Genomic DNA, 16,112 nt, shown 5'->3' with positions numbered 1-16,112 from the left:
GAATCACAGACCGTAAGGACAATGACTCATGAGCTCAGATTTGCCAGCACGCCCTCAGGACACGGAGACGCCGGAAACGGTGGACACCGCGGAAACCCCGGCGCTCACCTTGGAAGGTCAGGAACAGGACACCGATCTGCGCGCCGATGTGCGCCGCGTCAGCACCCTTTTGGGTGATTCCTTGGTCCGCCAGCACGGTCCAGAGCTACTCGCCTTGGTGGAACAGGTCCGCCTGCTGACCAAGGAATCCAAGGAAGCCGCTCGTGGCGAGTCCGGCACCGGGCCGTGGAGCGCGAACGACGTCGCCGAGCAGGTCCGCGAGGTCCTCTCCTCCCTGCCGCTCGAGCAGGCCACCGATCTGGTCCGTGCCTTTGCGTTCTACTTCCACTTGGCCAATGCCGCCGAGCAAGTGCACCGCGTGCGCAGCCTCCGCTCCCGCCCGGAAAAGGACGGGTGGCTGGCCAAGGCTGTCACTGAAATCGCCGAGCAAGCCGGTGCCGAGGCGCTGCAAAAGGTGGTCAACGAGCTCGATGTGCGTCCCATTTTCACCGCTCACCCCACCGAAGCTTCACGGCGCTCGGTGCTGGACAAGGTCCGCAAGCTCTCCGACATCCTGGCCACACCATCCGAGGAAGGCAGCACTGCTCGCGCCCGCCAGGACCGCAAGCTCGCTGAAATCATTGACCAGATGTGGCAGACCGATGAGCTGCGCAAGGTCCGCCCCACCCCCATGGATGAGGCCCGCAACGCCATTTACTACCTGCGCAACATCCTCACCGACGCCATGCCGGAGGTGCTGACCGAGCTCAGTGACTTGCTCGGCGAGCACGGCGTTTCCCTGCCGGCCGACGCCGCCCCGCTGCGTTTTGGCTCCTGGATTGGTGGCGACCGTGACGGCAACCCGAACGTGACCCCCGAGGTCACTCGGGACGTGCTGATTCTGCAAAACCAGAACGCTGTGCGGATCTCGATCGTCTTGATCGATGAGCTGCTGACCATCCTCTCCAACTCCAGCTCCCTCTACCAAGCAGATGCCGCCCTGACGGATTCCATTGCCGTGGACCTGGCAAATCTGCCCGGCATTGACCCGCGCATCCTGGAACTCAACGCCGAAGAGCCCTACCGTCTCAAGCTCACCTGCATCAAGGCCAAGCTGTTCAACACCCAGAAGCGCGTTGCCGCAGACGCCTACCACGAGCCCGGCCGCGATTACAGTGCCACCTCCGAGCTCATCGCCGATCTGGAACTGCTGGAAATTTCGTTGCGCAACAACTCGGCCGCGCTCGTGGCCGACGGTGCCCTCGCCTCGGTGCGCCGCGCCATCTCTTCCTTCGGTCTGCACTTGGCCACCCTGGACATCCGCGAACACGCCGACTACCACCATGACGCCGTCGGCCAGCTCGTGGACCGCGTGGGTGAGCTGGGTACGCCGTACGCCGACTTGGACCGGGCTGCGCGCTTGGCCGTTTTGAGCACCGAACTGGCCAGCCACCGGCCGCTCTCCGGTCACCCGATTAAGCTCGACGGCGCAGCGAACGGCACCTACGACGTCTTCCGTGTGGTTCGCCGCGCCTTGCGAACGTACGGCCCGGATGTCATCGAAACGTACATCATCTCGATGACCCGCGGAGCCGACGACGTCCTGGCGCCGGCGGTGCTGGCCCGCGAGGCCGGCCTGGTTCAGCTCACGGGGGAGAACCGGTACGCGAAGATCGGCTTCGCCCCGCTGCTGGAAACCGTTGACGAGCTGCGTGCTTCGGCAGAGATTGTGGACCAGTTGCTCTCCGACCCGTCCTACCGCGAATTGGTGCGCCTGCGTGGGAACGTCCAGGAGATCATGCTCGGCTATTCGGACTCCAACAAGGAATCCGGTGTGCTGACCAGCCAGTGGGAGATCCACAAGACTCAGCGCAAGCTGCGCGACGTTGCGGTGAAGCATGGCGTGAACGTGCGCATGTTCCACGGCCGCGGCGGCTCCGTGGGGCGCGGTGGCGGACCCACCTATGACGCCATCATGGCCCAGCCCAATGGCGTCTTGGAAGGTGCCATCAAGTTCACCGAACAGGGTGAAGTCATCTCCGATAAGTACTCGCTGCCTGAACTGGCCCGCGAAAACCTGGAGCTGTCACTCGCCGCTGTCATGCAGGGTTCGGCCTTGCACCAGGCGCCGCGCCACTCCGATGACGATCTGGACCGCTTCGGCGAGATCATGGAAGTCATCTCCGACGCCGCCTTCGGCAGGTACCGGACGCTGATCGATCACGCGGACCTGCCCGCTTACTTCATGGCTTCCACCCCGGTGGAACAGCTGGGGTCGCTGAACATTGGTTCACGCCCGTCCAAGCGCCCCGATTCGGGCTCCGGTCTGGGTGGGCTGCGCGCTATCCCGTGGGTGTTCGGCTGGACCCAGTCCCGGCAGATCGTGCCCGGCTGGTTCGGTGTGGGCTCCGGACTGAAGGCTGCCCGCGAGGCCGGCCGCTCCGCTGATCTGTTGGAAATGCTGGATCACTGGCACTTCTTCTCCTCCACCATCTCCAACGTGGAAATGACGCTGGCCAAAACCGATATGGACATTGCCGCCCACTACGTGCGCACGCTGGTCCCCGCCGAATTGCAGCACCTGTTCGCCGTGATCCGTGCCGAGTACGATCTCACGGTGGCTGAACTTCAGCTGCTGACGGGCGAATCCGAGTTGTTGGACAACCAGCCGCTGCTGAAGCGTTCACTGAACGTCCGCGATCAGTACCTGGACCCGATCTCCTACCTGCAGGTTGAGCTCTTGCGCCGCGTCCGCGAAGCTGACATTTCCAAGTCCGAGGTGGATGAGCGGCTGCAGCGGGCCATGCTGATCACCATCAACGGTGTGGCTGCCGGCCTGCGCAACACCGGATAATCCCCGCACCCTCCCACCCTTCGCAAGCTCGGGGTGGGGCCCTCGGGCGCGTGGGCCCACCCAACTGCTCCCCTCGGTCGAGTAAAGACGGCGCTTGCGGGAAAAGACGCCGGTAGACGGCCGTCTTTTCCCGCAAGCGCCATCTTTTTTGCGTGCGGGGCGCCGCCGATAGGCTGGAGACATGCCTTCCTTCCGCGCCACCATTCAAATCACCGGCCTGCGCCCCGGCCACGCCCCCGAAGAAGTCATGGACATGGCGGTTGCTGCCGTGGGTTCGGCGCACGTGGTTGAAGCCAATCAGCTGGACATTGTGGCTGGCATCCCGCGCATCACCGTCCGCTTCATGGTGGAGGCCAGCGAGTACGACGCCGAGAACCAGTTTGCCCGTCACGCTGCCATCTCCTTGGCTCAGGGAGTCAACGAAGTGGCCACCACGGGTGCGTTGCGCACCTACCGCCGTTCGGCCGGTAAGTGGCTCACCGTCTAAGTTTTTTAGTTCAATGTGGCACCGAAAACCCCGTCTTTCCGCACCCAAACTGGAGTGTGACGCAGTTCACAGTGGGTTGACCGTGACGATGTTACCTTTCAGTACGCCTTACTTGTGTAGGCGCCAAACGGCACCGAGCTTGAAGAAAAACTGACACGAAGAACTTCGGGAGTGATTATTTTGACTACTCAGCCTCAGATCAAGAACAACGCATCAGGAAACAATGCTTCAGCCAACAACGCCAACAACAGCGCTTCAGGCAAGCAGACGGTCACTAGCCGAGGCACCACCACGGTTGCAGACGGTGTGGTGGCCAAGGTTGCCGGCATCGCTGCCCAGGACATCCCGGGCGTATTCGCACTCGGTGGTGGCGCAGCACGCGCCTTGGGTAGCATCCGCGAAGCCGTGGGTCAGAAGGATCTGACTCAGGGTGTCAGCGTCGAGGTCGGTCTGACCCAGGTGGCAGTGGATGTCACACTCGTGGTGGAGTACCCGCACCCGCTGCAGAAGGTGGCAGACGCCGTGCGCGACGCCATCTACGCAGCAGTCGAAGATGTGGTTGGGATGGAAGTGACAGAGGTTAACGTCTCCATCACCGACATTCACATCCCGTCCGAAGACGATGAGAAGCCTGCTGCGAACAAGCGCACCGACGTCGTTGCAGACGATCAGGTGAACCAGCGCGAAGCTCGCGTCTCATGAGTGCCACCTTGGCAGGAACAGCAATAGCTGCAACCCTCGCGATCTCGGCTTTGGCCTTTGGATTTTGGGCCATGCTGCTGGTGGCTCTGTTCATGGCCGTAGGCGCAGTGATCGGGCGCAGCATTGACGGCAACCTGGACCTACGAGGCGCCATTGACGCCCTTCGCGGGAAGCGCACGTCCTCATGAGTGCCGGCACGCTGGAGATTGAGAGGTTGGCGCAGCAATCCACTGTGCACAGCCGCCCACGAATGCGTGCCGGGTACACCAGCATTTCCACCGGCACCATGGACAAGTTGGTAGCAGCTATTGCAGCTGACGCCTTCAACGTTCCACTCAAGGACGTGCGGGCCGGAGTGCACGACGAATCGGGGCAAGTTAGCGTCTCACTCGCCGTGCCTTTGGCTCTGCGCCTAGCCGCTGAGCTAAATGGCCGCAGTGAGCTGAACGTTGGCACTGGCATGAATGGCGGCACCGTGTTTGAGCGGGCTGCCTCGGGCCGGCAACGTGTTGCTCAAGGCATTGAGGCGCTGGCTGGCTCAACGGTGGGCCGGGTAGATGTCCGCTTCACCGGTATTCATGAGCCAGATCCAAGGAACGCAGGGAGGGTCCAATGAGAGATGAACAAGCGCGTGAGGCGCGGATCATCAACAGGCTGAACAGGCGTGAAACCCGTTCCAGCCGGGCGGCGGTGTCCATCGTGGTAGCTGCGGCTCTGCTGGTGGTGACGCTCTGGCTGGCTCTGGAACTGGTGCTTTCGGCAACGCAGAACGCACCAGTGCTGGGGAGCCCTGCAGAGTTGGCTCAAGGCCTTGCTTCGCTGGCGACGCAGCTTATCCCCGGTGCACTTGTTGCCGTGGGGGTGGCGGCCGTATTGCTAGGGATTTTCCTGCTGGCTATGGCGGTGCTGCCGGGAACTAAGGCTCGGCACGTCATCGCTAACAAGCGTTCGGCCGTAGTGGTTGACAATGCCGTTCTTGCGGCGGCGCTCTCCCGGACGGCCCGTACCGCGGCTCACCTGGCTCCTGAACAAGTGGCCACAAGTGTCAGCCGCAAACGCATTGACGTGAGCGTTCACCCCAGCTCAGGCCGGGCAGTGGACACTGAACACATCAGGGAAACCGTGGCGCGTGAACTGAACGCTTACGGGCTGGGCAAGCCGCTGGCTGTCGGCGTGACCACCAGTACGGTGGTGGGTTCATGAACGGTACCCATCGCGGTTTGAACCGCGCATTGTTGGGGGTGCTCGGACTGGCCCTTGCCGCGGCAGGAGCCATCTCCATCTTGGCGGGAACCAGCCCGGCATTCGCCCAACGCTGGACAGCTACCGGCACCGAACTTTGGGCCAGTGTCCAGGGCAGCTTGGCTGCCGCCAAGATCCCTGGCGCGGACATCAGCTGGTGGAGCGTGGCAGTGCTTGCCACACTCGTCATCGTCGCAGTATTGCTGGTGTGCTGGATCGCTTCACAAGGCACGGGCCGCAGCAACCAGTTGGCTCAACAGGACAGCAACAGCGATACAGAAAGAGCCGGAGCAGGAAGCGACACCACCGGCAAGACCACCGTGGACACCGCCGTCGCAGCGCAAGCCATCAAGGCTGCGCTGGCAGATAACACGCAGGTCTTGGCGACGTCGGTGCAGTCCTGGAACAACAAGTCCTGGAATAACAAGTCTTGGACTAATAAGGCTTGGAACAACACAAGCGGCGGTAGCAACTCCGGGTTGAAGATCAGTATCCAAACCCGGAAAGGTGCCTCACCCGTTGAGGTGATGGCCGCCGTCGACCATTTGGTAGAGGGTCTGGATCAACTTCTCGGTTTCCGCCCACCTGTGCTGGTCCGTATTAAGGCCGGCACCCGCACACTATTTGCCCGCACCGAACGCGTGGCATAAGCATTCGCACAAGGAGAACATTATGGGTTTCATTAGCTTCATCATTTTGGGTTTGATCGTCGGCGCCATCGTCAAGGCAATCATGCCGGGCAAGGTCCAGGGCGGCTGGATCACCAGCATTATCTTGGGTGTGGTTGGTGCGATCGTCGGTGGGTGGCTGGGTTCCATTATCTTCAGCGCTGACCTGGGATCGTTCTTCAACATCCGGACCTGGCTGTTGTCGATCGGTGGCGGTCTGGTAGTTGCAGCAGCCTACGGCGCCATCAAGGGCCGCAAGTAAGTTGCATGGACGGCCGACGGTCGGCAGACGCACTCGCGCTGCCGGCCGTCGGCGCATATAGGCTCGTCCGTGAGTGTTCTTGCCCCGCTGCTCCTACTGGCCCCGCGAACCCCGAAAGGCACACGCCGGTGAAACTACTGCAGGATCTGCCCCACAAACTAGCCGATGCCCCGGACGCCGTTTTGGCCGAACGGGCCGGCGACGGGGATGTTGCCGCCTTTGAAATGCTGGCGCGCAGGCACGCCCCGCTCATGCGCGCCTATGCCCGGCGTCTGGTTAACTCCCATGCCGAGGCCGACGACGTTGTGCAAGATGCGCTCATTGCGGCATGGAAAGACATTGCTCATCTGCAGGACGGCACGGCCGCGAAGGCGTGGCTTATGCGGATTGTGTCCCGTCGCGCGGTGGACACCGGCCGGCGTCGAAAGTCCCACGATAACCTCGAGGACCAGCCTGAAGCGCCAGACCGCTTGCCTACGCCGGAGCAGGCAGCGGTGGCCGGGTCCGCGCGTCGGGCCTTGAATACCGCGCTGTCTAGGCTGCCCGAGGAACAGCGAAGATGCTGGGTTTTGAAGGAAATAGGCGGTCAATCCTATGAGGAGATCGCCCAGACGCTAGGAATTAGCGCCGCCAGCGTTCGCGGCCGGTTGGCCAGGGCGCGAACAACGCTTATGAAGGAAATGGAGGAATGGCGATGAACCCCACGCATGATTGCGGTCGGCGCATCGAAGCCCTCAGCGACTATTTGGATAGCGGCACCTCACCTGATGCCGAGCACATTGACCATTGCCCGCAGTGCCAGGCGTACCTTGCTGGACTGCGCGGCCTGAGTGCCGCCGCGCTTTTGATGATGGACGACGACGTTGCTTCCGCAGCTGCCGACGACACCGGCTGGCTTGACGGCATCATGGCGAACCTCCGTCTGGAAACACGGGCAGGGCGCTCGATTCCGCTCAGTGGCGACGGTGTGGATGGCGGTGAGCTGGATGAGTTGAGTGAGACCGAAGGTGCCGTCATTGCGCTGATCCGTACTGTGGGTGACTCGCTGGGCGGGGTCCTCATTGGGCGCTGCCAACTTGAGGGTGACGTCAGCGTGGCTGGAGCCCCAATAGATGTGAAGATCAACGTTTCCGCGCGCTACGGGTACCCGCTGCCGTCACTCGCACAGACGTTGCGCGACGCTGTCTTTGCCGAGTTGTTGGTGGAGACGGAGCTCAATGTGAAGGCCATCCATGTGGCCTTCACGGATATGCGCCCGCCGATGGCAAACAGTCCCAGCAACGGTTCCGGCGAAACTGGGCCTGGCGAAACAGGGCCTGCCGAAACTAGGTCTGCTGAATCTAGGTCTGGCGAATCAGGGATTGGGGAGGGGCCGCAATGAGCCTAGAAGAGGATATCCACCAGATGGTGCTGTCCATGGACGGCGTGGCCACGGTCTATGCCGCTGATCCGGTGTGGCTGAGCGCGCTCAAGCAGCTGGGGTCATTGATGGATCCAGACAGCGCCGCGCAGCCGGTTCCCTTTGTGGTGTGCTCGGAAGCAGCGTCTTCTGAGACAGACACCGGCGATGCCGGCAGCACCGGCGGCAGCAGTTGCCGGTCCGTCATGACCGTCAAGATCCGGATCGGCACCGATGGCGCACTACGGGCCCCCGACATGGCCCGGTCGGTGGCCGGCGCCATCCGTACCTTTGTCACTGCTCTGCACCCGGATGTTCAGGTGAAGGCCGTGGTGGAGATCTCCGCGATCGGTGTTTGAGTGGATCGCCGCCCAAGCCAGCCCAGTTTCAGTGCGAAAGGCAGCTATTTGTGGTCGGGGAACTCGGACAGTTCCAGTTCTGAGAAGTACTTCACCGGTTCGCGGGTCAGCGGGTCGGTGAAGGAAATGCTGTGGGCCAGCAGCTGCAGCGGTTTGGTGTAATCGTCCGGAGCTTGTTCGTGCAGCACGGGATAGAACGGATCATTCATGATGCCGATGCCTTGCGACGCCAAGTGCACCCGCAACTGGTGGGTTTTACCGGTGTGCGGTGCCAGATCGTAGAGGCCCAGCTTCTGGCCGGTGGTGGCATCAACGCGGGTATCCATGAGCTCGATGCGGGTTTCAGCATTGGGCTCGCCCTCAATTTCTTGCGCCAGCAGATACGTGCGCGATTTGATCATGCGGCTACGCACCACCATGGGAAACTCTAGGTCCTCACGCACCGGGGCCACGGCGCGGTAGGTCTTTTCGATGCGTCGTTTTTCAAAGAGCAGTTGATACTTGCCGCGGGTTTCCGGGTTGGCGGAAAACAGCAGCACACCAGCGGTCATGCGGTCCAAACGGTGAATCGGCACTAAATCCGGGGCGTCCAACAGCACTCGCAGACGGACCAGCGCTGATTCCTGCACGTACATGCCGCCGGGCGTGGTGGGCAGGAAATGTGGCTTGTCCACCACTACCAGATTCTCGTCCTGGTGCAGGATGGACAGTTCTACGGGCAGGCGCTTTTCAATGGGCAGCTCGCGGTAATACCAAATGAACATGTGTTCGTTCAGGGGTGTGGTGGGTGTGACAATTTCCCCGCCCAGCGCCTGAACCTCGCCACGTTCAAAGCGGTCAACGATTCCTGCCGGATCCACATGGCTGAACTTGTCCAACACAAAATCCATGGCCGTTGCCCAGGGGCCTTCATCGGGGACTCGCACGCGTGTTGCATTGACGCCATTGCGGACGGGAAGGGGAGATTTCATCACCTTTCAAGGGTACCGAGGGTTCGTCCCCTAGCCTGACCACACACTTTGCCGATCGCATCGTCGGATCGCATAGGGTGGATGAACAGCGTCCAAAGGACCTCCCTTGCCTCACTTGTCTCCCGCCCTGAACACTGAATTTCTCATGTTGGATGAGAGCGGCGTTGCCAAGATTAATACGGGCAAATCGATCCGTCTCGATTTCCGCACAGATGCCATTGTGAAGTCCGACGTCGGCCTGCCGGATTCGGCCTATGGGCCCGGCTTGGTTGCCCCGCAAGGAGAAAAGTTCCAGCTGGTTCGCGGCGGTGTGGCGAATCTGGGCATTGACCAGGCCGACGCCGAGAACTGGATTGAAAGCGTCAAAGCCCATCCGGAAGAGAAACATGAGTACGTGCTGTCACCTGGTTTTAGGCCCGGCTTCGCTGTCAGCTATGATCTGCGCTATGACGGCAGCAAGAGGACCCAAGTCATTATCGTGTCGGTGTCTGCCAGCTAGCCACACCGCACAATCTATGGAATGAGCTACACATGGCAAAGATTCAGGACAGCGGGCTCTGGGCCTTCGCCCATGCTGAACGAGCCGCGCTCGCGGAGGATTTGGCGGCTCTGACACCGGCCCAATGGAAGCACGAATCGCTGTGCGGGCAGTGGGATATTGAGCATGTGCTGGCGCATCTGACGGCGGCAGCGAGCGTTGGACAGTGGCGGTGGATGCGCAGCATGATCGGCGCGCGTTTCCGCCCGGCCGTGCACAACCAACGCCGGTTAGCTGAACATCTTGGTGCCACTTCGGGCGAAACTCTCGAGAGGTTCCGTGCGGTCATCAATAGCAGTGTTGCGCCGTCATCCCACACCCCGGCCTATCTGGGCGAAGTTCTGGTGCATGCCGAAGATATTCGCCATCCTTTGGGGCTGAGCCATACCCCGCCCATGGCTGCCCTGATGCCGGTCGCTGAGTTTTATGCCCTCCGCGACTTCGCCGTTCCCAGCCACCGCAATGCTGCCGGTCTCCAGCTCAAAGCTGACGATGGCCCTTATACTGCCGGAACAGGTCCTCTTCTTGAGGGGCCAACGCTGTCTCTGGTGATGGTCTTGGCCGGACGGAGTGCGCACTTGGACAAGCTCAAGGGTCCAGGCGTTGAGATCCTACGCTCACGCCTGTAGCTCGCGCCCCTAACTCAAGCTCCCGTAGCTCACGCCCCTAACTCAAGCTCCCGTAGCTCACGCCCCTAATTCAAGCTTGCAGCGGCAACGGCTGGCAGCGCGGACACCAATAGATATCCCGGGATCCGCGGGACGGGAATGTCGGATCTGCTAACTTGTCATGCCGAATCAGGGTCCCGCACCGTTTGCACGGTTTCCCCGCCAGCCCATAGACCCACGATGCCGCTTCGCCACGAGCCGGTCCACCAGTCGTGGAACGGGCGGAGCGGTCCTTGTTAGCCTCCAAGAGGCGCTTTGCCATGGCAATAACTCGGGGCAGATCCGGTGTATCCCGCACGGGCGCCGCCGGGTGAACGCCACCGAGGAAGCACAACTCGTTGCGATAAATATTGCCGATCCCGGCCAGATTCTGCTGATCCAACAGTGCCAAGCCAACAGCACGATCCGGGGCCGCCAGTAAACGGCGCAGTGCTTCCTCCGCATCCCAATCTGGACCCAGCAGATCCGGTCCAAGATGTCCGACGGCGTCTGCCACCAGCGCTTCAGGCAGGACTTCCAGCGTGCCCAGCGAAAAGCCCACAGCTGTTCCCAGCTTGGTTTGCAGCACCGCCCGGGCGGTGAAGGCGGGCCGCCGCCACTTTGCCGGACGGCCGTTGCTGGTTGCTGGGTAAATATCCCAATGGCCCTCCATGGACAGGTGCGAGTGGATGGCTAACCCGCCAACAAACATGAGCAAATGTTTCCCCCGTGACTGGACCCTGGAAACCACTGAGCCCGACAAATCCAGTGTGGCGTACGCGGGTACTCGAAAATCAGTGGCGATCAGGGTTTGTCCTTCAAGGACTGCCCGCAAGTCACGCGCCTGCCGCCAAACGGTATCTCCCTCAGGCACGGCTGTCTCCCGGTGTCCGGCCAGTCTCAGGCACGGATCCGCACTCCTCGTGGCGAGCTGTACGCCCCCGAGGCGAGCATTGCTGCAGCCAGCGGGGTACCCAAAACCTCACCGCCGTTGACTTTTTCAATGGCCATCTTGTCGATCGCTCCGCGCTTGACCACATTGACCAGCGCCGTGCCAGCGAGCGAGACCAAGGATTCGTCGTCGCTGAAGCACAATAGCGTGCGGCCGCCGCGCTCCACGTAGAGGACCAGTGCGCCGTCGACCATCACCACCAAGGCGCCCGCCTTGCGTCCTGGCCGGTGCCCGGATTCCAGCGGAGGCCAGGGCAGAGCTGCGCCGTAGGGGTTGGCGGGATCGGTCGCGGCCAAGGCTAAAGCGTACGGTGGACGCGGGTTCAGCGATGCGTCCTCGCTGAAGGTGCGCAGCCGATCCACGGTGGCCGGCACGGCAAACTGCGCCGCGCCCAGATGCTCGATGAAGTAGCCGCGGCGGCACTTTCCGCTCTCCTCCAACCGGGCCAGCACCTTGTACATGAGGCCGAAACCGCCGGGAAGTCCGTGGTTCATGACGGAACCGCGCGTGACCACCCCATACCGGTCCAGAAACAACTCGGCGAGGGCGTGACTGCGCAGGGTGGTTTGAGCGCTGTCGGCTTCGGCGGCAGGCATCGTCAACAAACTCCAGCGCCCGGCGCCCATGGGTGGGGCGCCGCGCCGCACACCTGCAGCACGTCCCGGCACGCGCCCATAACGGCCAGCGCGGGCAGGGCGCAGCCGCGAGGGCGGGGCCTTTTGCTTGTGCGCCGTATGCCCGCCGGATAGCAGGGCCCGGACCGGGGCGAAGGTGTCATTGCTGATGCGCCCAGCCCAGAACAGCTCCCACAGCGCGGCGATCATCTCGGTGTCGGAAGCCACCAGATCTGGGCCGTCGGCGGTCATTTCGCGCAGCTGGTGGAAGAAGTAGGCGCCGCCAGTGTGCAACGCTGCCATGATGCGTTCGTGAAATTCGGTGGGCGTGAAACCCTCCGCTGTTTGCAGTGTCAGATCCGCAGAATCCGCAATGTGGAGACTTAGCCAGCCATCATTTGAGCCCAACGATCCTGCACCTGAAACGAGCACTTCGCCGGTGGCCGTCAGCTCATCCAGCATGGCGGGGGAGTAATCGGCCACGCGCGCAGCCAGCACCAGCGGTTCCCACGCCGATGCCGGGATGGGCACGCCAGCCAGCTGATCCACCACCGTCAGCACACCGTCCAAACCACGCAGAGCAGGCGAGCTAGCGGCCGAGGTGACATGCTGCCAGGCTGGGAGGAACCGGGCAAAGGCTGCCGCGTCGACGGGCTCAACTTCGGCACGCAACGCCGCCAGCGATCTACTGCGCAACTGCCGCAGGACCTGAACGTCGCACCACTCACTGGCACCATTTTCGGCGTGCAGAGGCAAAAATTCACCTTCGGTGACGCGTCTGTCCGCCGCCAACCTGGCTAGCCCGGAATGGACGACGGCGACGCCGAGTCCCAGCCTCGCAGCCGCTTCCGCGGCGGTGAAGGGTCCGTGGGTGCGGGCGTAGCGGCCCAACAGGTCGCCGAGCGGATCGGCCACCGGTTCAATGAACGCCAGCGGAACACCCATGGGCAGCGGAATGCCGAGGGCATCGCGCAACCGTGCAGCGTCCTCAATGGCGGCGTACCGTTCCTGGCCTGCCATGTTCACCCGCAGTGCGCGGTTCGCAGCGCGCAGTCCCGATAGGTGAGCGGCGGCCAGCGCCAGATGAGGCGCGGAGGCCTGCTCGGACGGGGCCGCAGGATTCGATGAGCCCACAGGATCGGGCGAGGCCGCAGCGTCAGGGGAGTGCCCGGCGTCGGACGCTTCTTGGGGTTGGGGAACTTCGGGAAGCAGCCGGGCGGCAACCTCCGCAACGCTCAACGGGCCCAACAACCGGAGCAGATCCGCCACGCCTTCCAGGCCACGCACGCGGCGATCGGCGTCGCCACCAGCACCGGCTAGACGCTGCAGCTGGGCCGCGGTGGCGGCGATAACTGCCGGGTCAAGAAGTTCGCGCAGCTCAGCCCGGCCCAGCAGCTCATCCAGCAGCGCCGGGTCCAGGGAGAGAGCGGCGGCGCGGCGTTCGGCGAGCGGGGAATCGCCCTCGTACAGGAAGCTGGCCACGTAGCCGAACAGCAGAGACCGGGCGAAAGGCGACGGTTCATTCGTGGTGGTTTCCACGATCCGCAGCTCGCGCCTCTCGATCGAGGCAGCAATGTCCTTCAGCGCGGGGAGATCGTAAACGTCTTGCAGGCATTCGCGCACGGTTTCCAGCACGATCGGGAACTGCGGGTATTTGCGGGCAACATCGAGCAGTTGGGCCGAGCGTTGGCGCTGCTGCCATAGGGGTGAACGTTTGCCTGGATTCTGCCGGGGGAGCAGCAGTGCGCGGGCGGCACATTCGCGGAAACGGCTGGCAAACAGGGCAGAGCCGCCCACCTCGGCCGTGACGATCCCGTCCAGTTCTTCGGGGTCAAACATGAACAAGTCGGCGCCGGGTGGCTCGTCATCCATGAGGGGAACGCGCAGCACAACGCCGTCGTCGGAGGCCATGGCCGAGCCGTCCAGACCATAGCGTTCATGCAGGCGGGCGGCCACGGCCAATGCCCATGGCGCGTGAACCGGCATGCCGAAGGGACTGTGCAGCACCACGCGCCAATCGCCGAGCTCGTCGTGGAAGCGCTCAACCATGAGGGTTCTGTCATCGGGGACGGCTGTGGTGGCAGCCTTCTGCTCTTCCAAATACCCGAGCAGGTTGTTGGCAGCCCATTCATCCAAGCCCGTGGCTTCGCAGCGGGCCAGGGCCTTTTTGCGTGGGGCGGCGCTGACTTCACGGATGAAGGCACCCAGTGCACGGCCCAGTTCAACCGGGCGGCCCAGGGAATCACCCTTCCAGAACGGCAGCTTCCCCGGTTGGCCGAAGGCGGGGGAAACCAGCACCCGGTCAAAGGTGATGTCCTCGATCTTCCAGCTTGTGGCGCCGAGGGCAAAGACATCGCCCACCCGTGACTCGTAGACCATCTCCTCGTCGAGTTCGCCCACGCGCCGGCCGCCCTTGGCAGCCTTTCCTGCGCCGGCATCTTCTGAACCAACAATGAAGACACCAAAGAGGCCGCGGTCCGGGATGGTTCCGCCGGAAGTGACGGCCAGCCGTTGCGCGCCGGGCCGCCCGGTGATGGTGCCAGCCGTGCGGTCCCACACGATGCGTGGGCGCAGCTCGGCAAATTCGTCCGAGGGGTAGCGTCCGGCTAGTAGGTCCAGGGTGGCGTCGAAGGCTGACCGCGGGAGGGCCGCAAAGGGTGCGCTGCGACGAACCGTCTCAAACCATTCCTCCACCCCGATGGCTTCCAGCGCCGTGGCGGCTACTGTCTGCTGCGCCAGGATGTCCAAGGGATTGGCCGGGATGGACAGTGGCTCGATTTCGCCCGCAAGCATCCGCTCTACCGTGACGGCCGAGTGCAGCAAATCAGCACGGTGTTTGGGGAACAGTAAGCCCTCGGAAATCTCGCCCACCTGGTGCCCGGCGCGCCCCACCCGCTGCAGCCCGCTAGCTACCGACGGCGGGGACTCCACCTGGATCACCAAGTCCACGGCCCCCATATCGATGCCTAATTCCAAGCTCGACGTAGCCACCACAGCGCGCAGTCGCCCGGACTTGAGATCGTCCTCAATCAGCGCCCGCTGCTCCTTGGACACCGAGCCGTGGTGCGCCTTGGCCAGGACGTTGGGGGCACCCGCAACAGCCCCGGCTTGGGCCATCATTTCCGCCGGCAGCCTGGTGGGGGACGAGGTGGGGGACGGTGCGGTCCGCCACGGATCGGGGGAGGAGGGTGCGGCGTCGGACGTCGGAGAAGACGCAGCGGAGGCCTCCAGCTCGGCCAGTTCCAGCCGCTCAAGGTAGATTTCGTTGAGGCGCCCGGTCAGCCGTTCAGCCAGACGGCGGGAGTTGGCGAAGATGATGGTGGACTTTTTGGCCAGGACGGCATCCACGATCTTTTCCTCGACATGAGGCCAAATGGAGGCGTTCGGCTGCAGCCCGGAGGCTGGGCCCAGATCGTGGGCGGCGGCGAGTGCGGGCAATTCCGTCATATCCGCGACCGGGACTGTGACGCCCAGGTTCCAGGTTTTGGTACTGGCCGGGGCAACGATGGTGACAGGGGCCTGCCCGCCCAAGAAGCGGGCCACGGTGGAATGTGGCTCCACAGTGGCGGACAGTCCGATGCGTTGGGCCGGGGTTTCCAGCAGGGCATCGAGGCGCTCAAGGGATACGGCCAGGTGGGCGCCGCGCTTTGTGCCGGCGACGGCGTGGACCTCGTCGATGATGATGGTGTGGACGTGGCTCAGCGTTTCGCGTGCTTTGGAAGTCAGCATCAAATAGAGGGACTCGGGCGTGGTGATGAGGATATCCGGCGGATGGCTGAGCAGGCGGCGGCGCTCATTGGCAGGGGTGTCACCGGAGCGTACTCCGACGCTGACGTGTGGGGCGTCCAAGCCAAGCCGGGCAGCTGTTTGTGTGATGCCAATAAGCGGAGCGCGTAGGTTCCGTTCCACGTCCACGCCCAAGGCCTTCAAAGGGGAGATGTACAGGACGCTGGTGCCCTGCTTGGGTGCTGTGGCAGTAGATTCCGGGGAACTGCTTCTAGCAATGAGTCCATCCAAGGCCCATAAGAAGGCGGCCAAGGTTTTGCCGGAACCTGTGGGTGCCACCACCAAGGAGTGAGCCCCGTTGGATACGGCGTCCCACGCACCAGCTTGGGCCGGAGTGGGCGTGCCGAAGGCGCCCAGAAACCACTCGCGGGTCGGTTCCGCGAACTGGCTCATTGCGCTCATCTGGGTTGTTGCATCCACGGCTCCATCATGCCGCATGCCACTGACATTGCGTGCCCGAGCCGCTGAAAAAGTGATGAGGAAGCGATGAGAAAATGATGGGAAGGACTGTTCCTGGGTGAAAAATATCTGACCAATTGTTTTCTGGTTCAGCAGTGTCGTTGCCGCGCGGTAATCTATCGGTAGGAGCGGC

General features: G+C 63.0%; 16 protein-coding genes. 13 read left to right on the top strand and 3 right to left on the bottom strand.

Annotated elements, in window-relative coordinates; all coding sequences use genetic code 11:
* The first annotated feature begins 28 nt into the window (after window positions 1-28).
* From ppc to AB0P14_RS10980, 11 genes are all read left to right on the top strand, one after another.
* On the top strand, window positions 29-2,893 hold the full coding sequence (gene ppc, locus AB0P14_RS11030) for a phosphoenolpyruvate carboxylase (protein WP_363841731.1): 2,865 nt from the start codon (window positions 29-31) through the stop codon (window positions 2,891-2,893).
* A 181-nt stretch (window positions 2,894-3,074) separates the two neighbouring features.
* Window positions 3,075-3,380: a hypothetical protein gene (locus AB0P14_RS11025; protein ID WP_062285558.1), complete on the top strand. Its 306-nt coding sequence runs from the start codon at window positions 3,075-3,077 to the stop codon at window positions 3,378-3,380.
* Between the two features lie 180 nt (window positions 3,381-3,560).
* Entirely contained in the window at window positions 3,561-4,082 is a 522-nt protein-coding gene (locus AB0P14_RS11020) for an Asp23/Gls24 family envelope stress response protein (RefSeq protein WP_363841728.1), read from the top strand.
* A complete protein-coding gene (locus AB0P14_RS11015; protein ID WP_363841726.1) occupies window positions 4,079-4,270 on the top strand; it encodes a DUF2273 domain-containing protein in 192 nt (63 codons plus the stop codon). The genes AB0P14_RS11020 and AB0P14_RS11015 overlap by 4 nt, the downstream gene beginning before the upstream one ends.
* Entirely contained in the window at window positions 4,267-4,698 is a 432-nt protein-coding gene (locus AB0P14_RS11010) for a hypothetical protein (protein ID WP_363841724.1), read from the top strand. Before AB0P14_RS11015 ends, AB0P14_RS11010 begins: the two co-directional genes overlap by 4 nt.
* Window positions 4,695-5,285, top strand: coding sequence for a hypothetical protein (locus AB0P14_RS11005; RefSeq protein WP_363841721.1), 591 nt, complete (start codon window positions 4,695-4,697; stop codon window positions 5,283-5,285). Before AB0P14_RS11010 ends, AB0P14_RS11005 begins: the two co-directional genes overlap by 4 nt.
* A complete protein-coding gene (locus AB0P14_RS11000) occupies window positions 5,282-5,974 on the top strand; it encodes a hypothetical protein (RefSeq protein ID WP_363841718.1) in 693 nt (230 codons plus the stop codon). Before AB0P14_RS11005 ends, AB0P14_RS11000 begins: the two co-directional genes overlap by 4 nt.
* A gap of 22 nt (window positions 5,975-5,996) precedes the next feature.
* Window positions 5,997-6,254: a GlsB/YeaQ/YmgE family stress response membrane protein gene (locus AB0P14_RS10995; protein WP_363841715.1), complete on the top strand. Its 258-nt coding sequence runs from the start codon at window positions 5,997-5,999 to the stop codon at window positions 6,252-6,254.
* A 128-nt stretch (window positions 6,255-6,382) separates the two neighbouring features.
* On the top strand, window positions 6,383-6,952 hold the full coding sequence (locus tag AB0P14_RS10990; protein ID WP_363841712.1) for an RNA polymerase sigma factor: 570 nt from the start codon (window positions 6,383-6,385) through the stop codon (window positions 6,950-6,952).
* Window positions 6,949-7,635 carry an Asp23/Gls24 family envelope stress response protein gene (locus AB0P14_RS10985; protein WP_363841709.1) on the top strand — a complete coding sequence of 229 codons (687 nt, stop codon included), beginning with the start codon at window positions 6,949-6,951 and terminating at the stop codon, window positions 7,633-7,635. Before AB0P14_RS10990 ends, AB0P14_RS10985 begins: the two co-directional genes overlap by 4 nt.
* A complete protein-coding gene (locus tag AB0P14_RS10980) occupies window positions 7,632-8,012 on the top strand; it encodes a hypothetical protein (RefSeq protein ID WP_363841706.1) in 381 nt (126 codons plus the stop codon). Before AB0P14_RS10985 ends, AB0P14_RS10980 begins: the two co-directional genes overlap by 4 nt.
* A gap of 44 nt (window positions 8,013-8,056) precedes the next feature.
* On the opposite strand, the gene AB0P14_RS10975 is transcribed toward AB0P14_RS10980, so the two are convergent.
* A complete protein-coding gene (locus AB0P14_RS10975) occupies window positions 8,057-8,983 on the bottom strand; it encodes a pseudouridine synthase (protein ID WP_363841703.1) in 927 nt (308 codons plus the stop codon).
* Between the two features lie 106 nt (window positions 8,984-9,089).
* On the opposite strand from AB0P14_RS10975, the gene AB0P14_RS10970 reads away from it, so the two are divergent.
* Both AB0P14_RS10970 and AB0P14_RS10965 read left to right on the top strand, forming a co-directional pair.
* Window positions 9,090-9,482: a hypothetical protein gene (locus AB0P14_RS10970; RefSeq protein ID WP_363841700.1), complete on the top strand. Its 393-nt coding sequence runs from the start codon at window positions 9,090-9,092 to the stop codon at window positions 9,480-9,482.
* Between the two features lie 32 nt (window positions 9,483-9,514).
* The gene (locus AB0P14_RS10965) at window positions 9,515-10,150 is read left to right on the top strand and encodes a maleylpyruvate isomerase family mycothiol-dependent enzyme (RefSeq protein WP_363841697.1); all 636 of its coding nucleotides are present in this window, start codon (window positions 9,515-9,517) and stop codon (window positions 10,148-10,150) included.
* Window positions 10,151-10,220: 70 nt separating this feature from the next.
* Here AB0P14_RS10965 and AB0P14_RS10960 read toward each other — a convergent pair whose 3' ends face one another.
* Both AB0P14_RS10960 and AB0P14_RS10955 read right to left on the bottom strand, forming a co-directional pair.
* On the bottom strand, window positions 10,221-11,042 hold the full coding sequence (locus AB0P14_RS10960) for a DNA-formamidopyrimidine glycosylase family protein (RefSeq protein WP_363841694.1): 822 nt from the start codon (window positions 11,040-11,042) through the stop codon (window positions 10,221-10,223).
* Between the two features lie 26 nt (window positions 11,043-11,068).
* Complete coding sequence (locus AB0P14_RS10955; protein ID WP_363842169.1) at window positions 11,069-15,922, bottom strand: DEAD/DEAH box helicase; 4,854 nt, start codon at window positions 15,920-15,922, stop codon at window positions 11,069-11,071.
* Between the last annotated feature and the right edge of the window lie 190 nt (window positions 15,923-16,112).

Source organism: Specibacter sp. NPDC078709 (genome assembly GCF_040686795.1).
Lineage (GTDB): Bacteria > Actinomycetota > Actinomycetes > Actinomycetales > Micrococcaceae > Specibacter.
Note: the sequence above shows the minus strand (reverse complement) of the source record. Positions and strands in the feature narration are given on the sequence as shown.

Excerpts from the sequence above, each read along its gene's own strand:
- ppc (WP_363841731.1), top strand. The coding sequence starts at position 29 with ATGAGCTCAGATTTGCCAGCACGCCCTCAGGACACGGAGACGCCGGAA.
- AB0P14_RS11025 (WP_062285558.1), top strand. The coding sequence starts at position 3,075 with ATGCCTTCCTTCCGCGCCACCATTCAAATCACCGGCCTGCGCCCCGGC.
- AB0P14_RS11015 (WP_363841726.1), top strand. The coding sequence starts at position 4,079 with ATGAGTGCCACCTTGGCAGGAACAGCAATAGCTGCAACCCTCGCGATC.
- AB0P14_RS11010 (WP_363841724.1), top strand. The coding sequence starts at position 4,267 with ATGAGTGCCGGCACGCTGGAGATTGAGAGGTTGGCGCAGCAATCCACT.
- AB0P14_RS11005 (WP_363841721.1), top strand. The coding sequence starts at position 4,695 with ATGAGAGATGAACAAGCGCGTGAGGCGCGGATCATCAACAGGCTGAAC.
- AB0P14_RS11000 (WP_363841718.1), top strand. The coding sequence starts at position 5,282 with ATGAACGGTACCCATCGCGGTTTGAACCGCGCATTGTTGGGGGTGCTC.
- AB0P14_RS10995 (WP_363841715.1), top strand. The coding sequence starts at position 5,997 with ATGGGTTTCATTAGCTTCATCATTTTGGGTTTGATCGTCGGCGCCATC.
- AB0P14_RS10985 (WP_363841709.1), top strand. The coding sequence starts at position 6,949 with ATGAACCCCACGCATGATTGCGGTCGGCGCATCGAAGCCCTCAGCGAC.
- AB0P14_RS10980 (WP_363841706.1), top strand. The coding sequence starts at position 7,632 with ATGAGCCTAGAAGAGGATATCCACCAGATGGTGCTGTCCATGGACGGC.
- AB0P14_RS10975 (WP_363841703.1), bottom strand. The coding sequence starts at position 8,983 with ATGAAATCTCCCCTTCCCGTCCGCAATGGCGTCAATGCAACACGCGTG.
- AB0P14_RS10965 (WP_363841697.1), top strand. The coding sequence starts at position 9,515 with ATGGCAAAGATTCAGGACAGCGGGCTCTGGGCCTTCGCCCATGCTGAA.
- AB0P14_RS10955 (WP_363842169.1), bottom strand. The coding sequence starts at position 15,922 with ATGAGCGCAATGAGCCAGTTCGCGGAACCGACCCGCGAGTGGTTTCTG.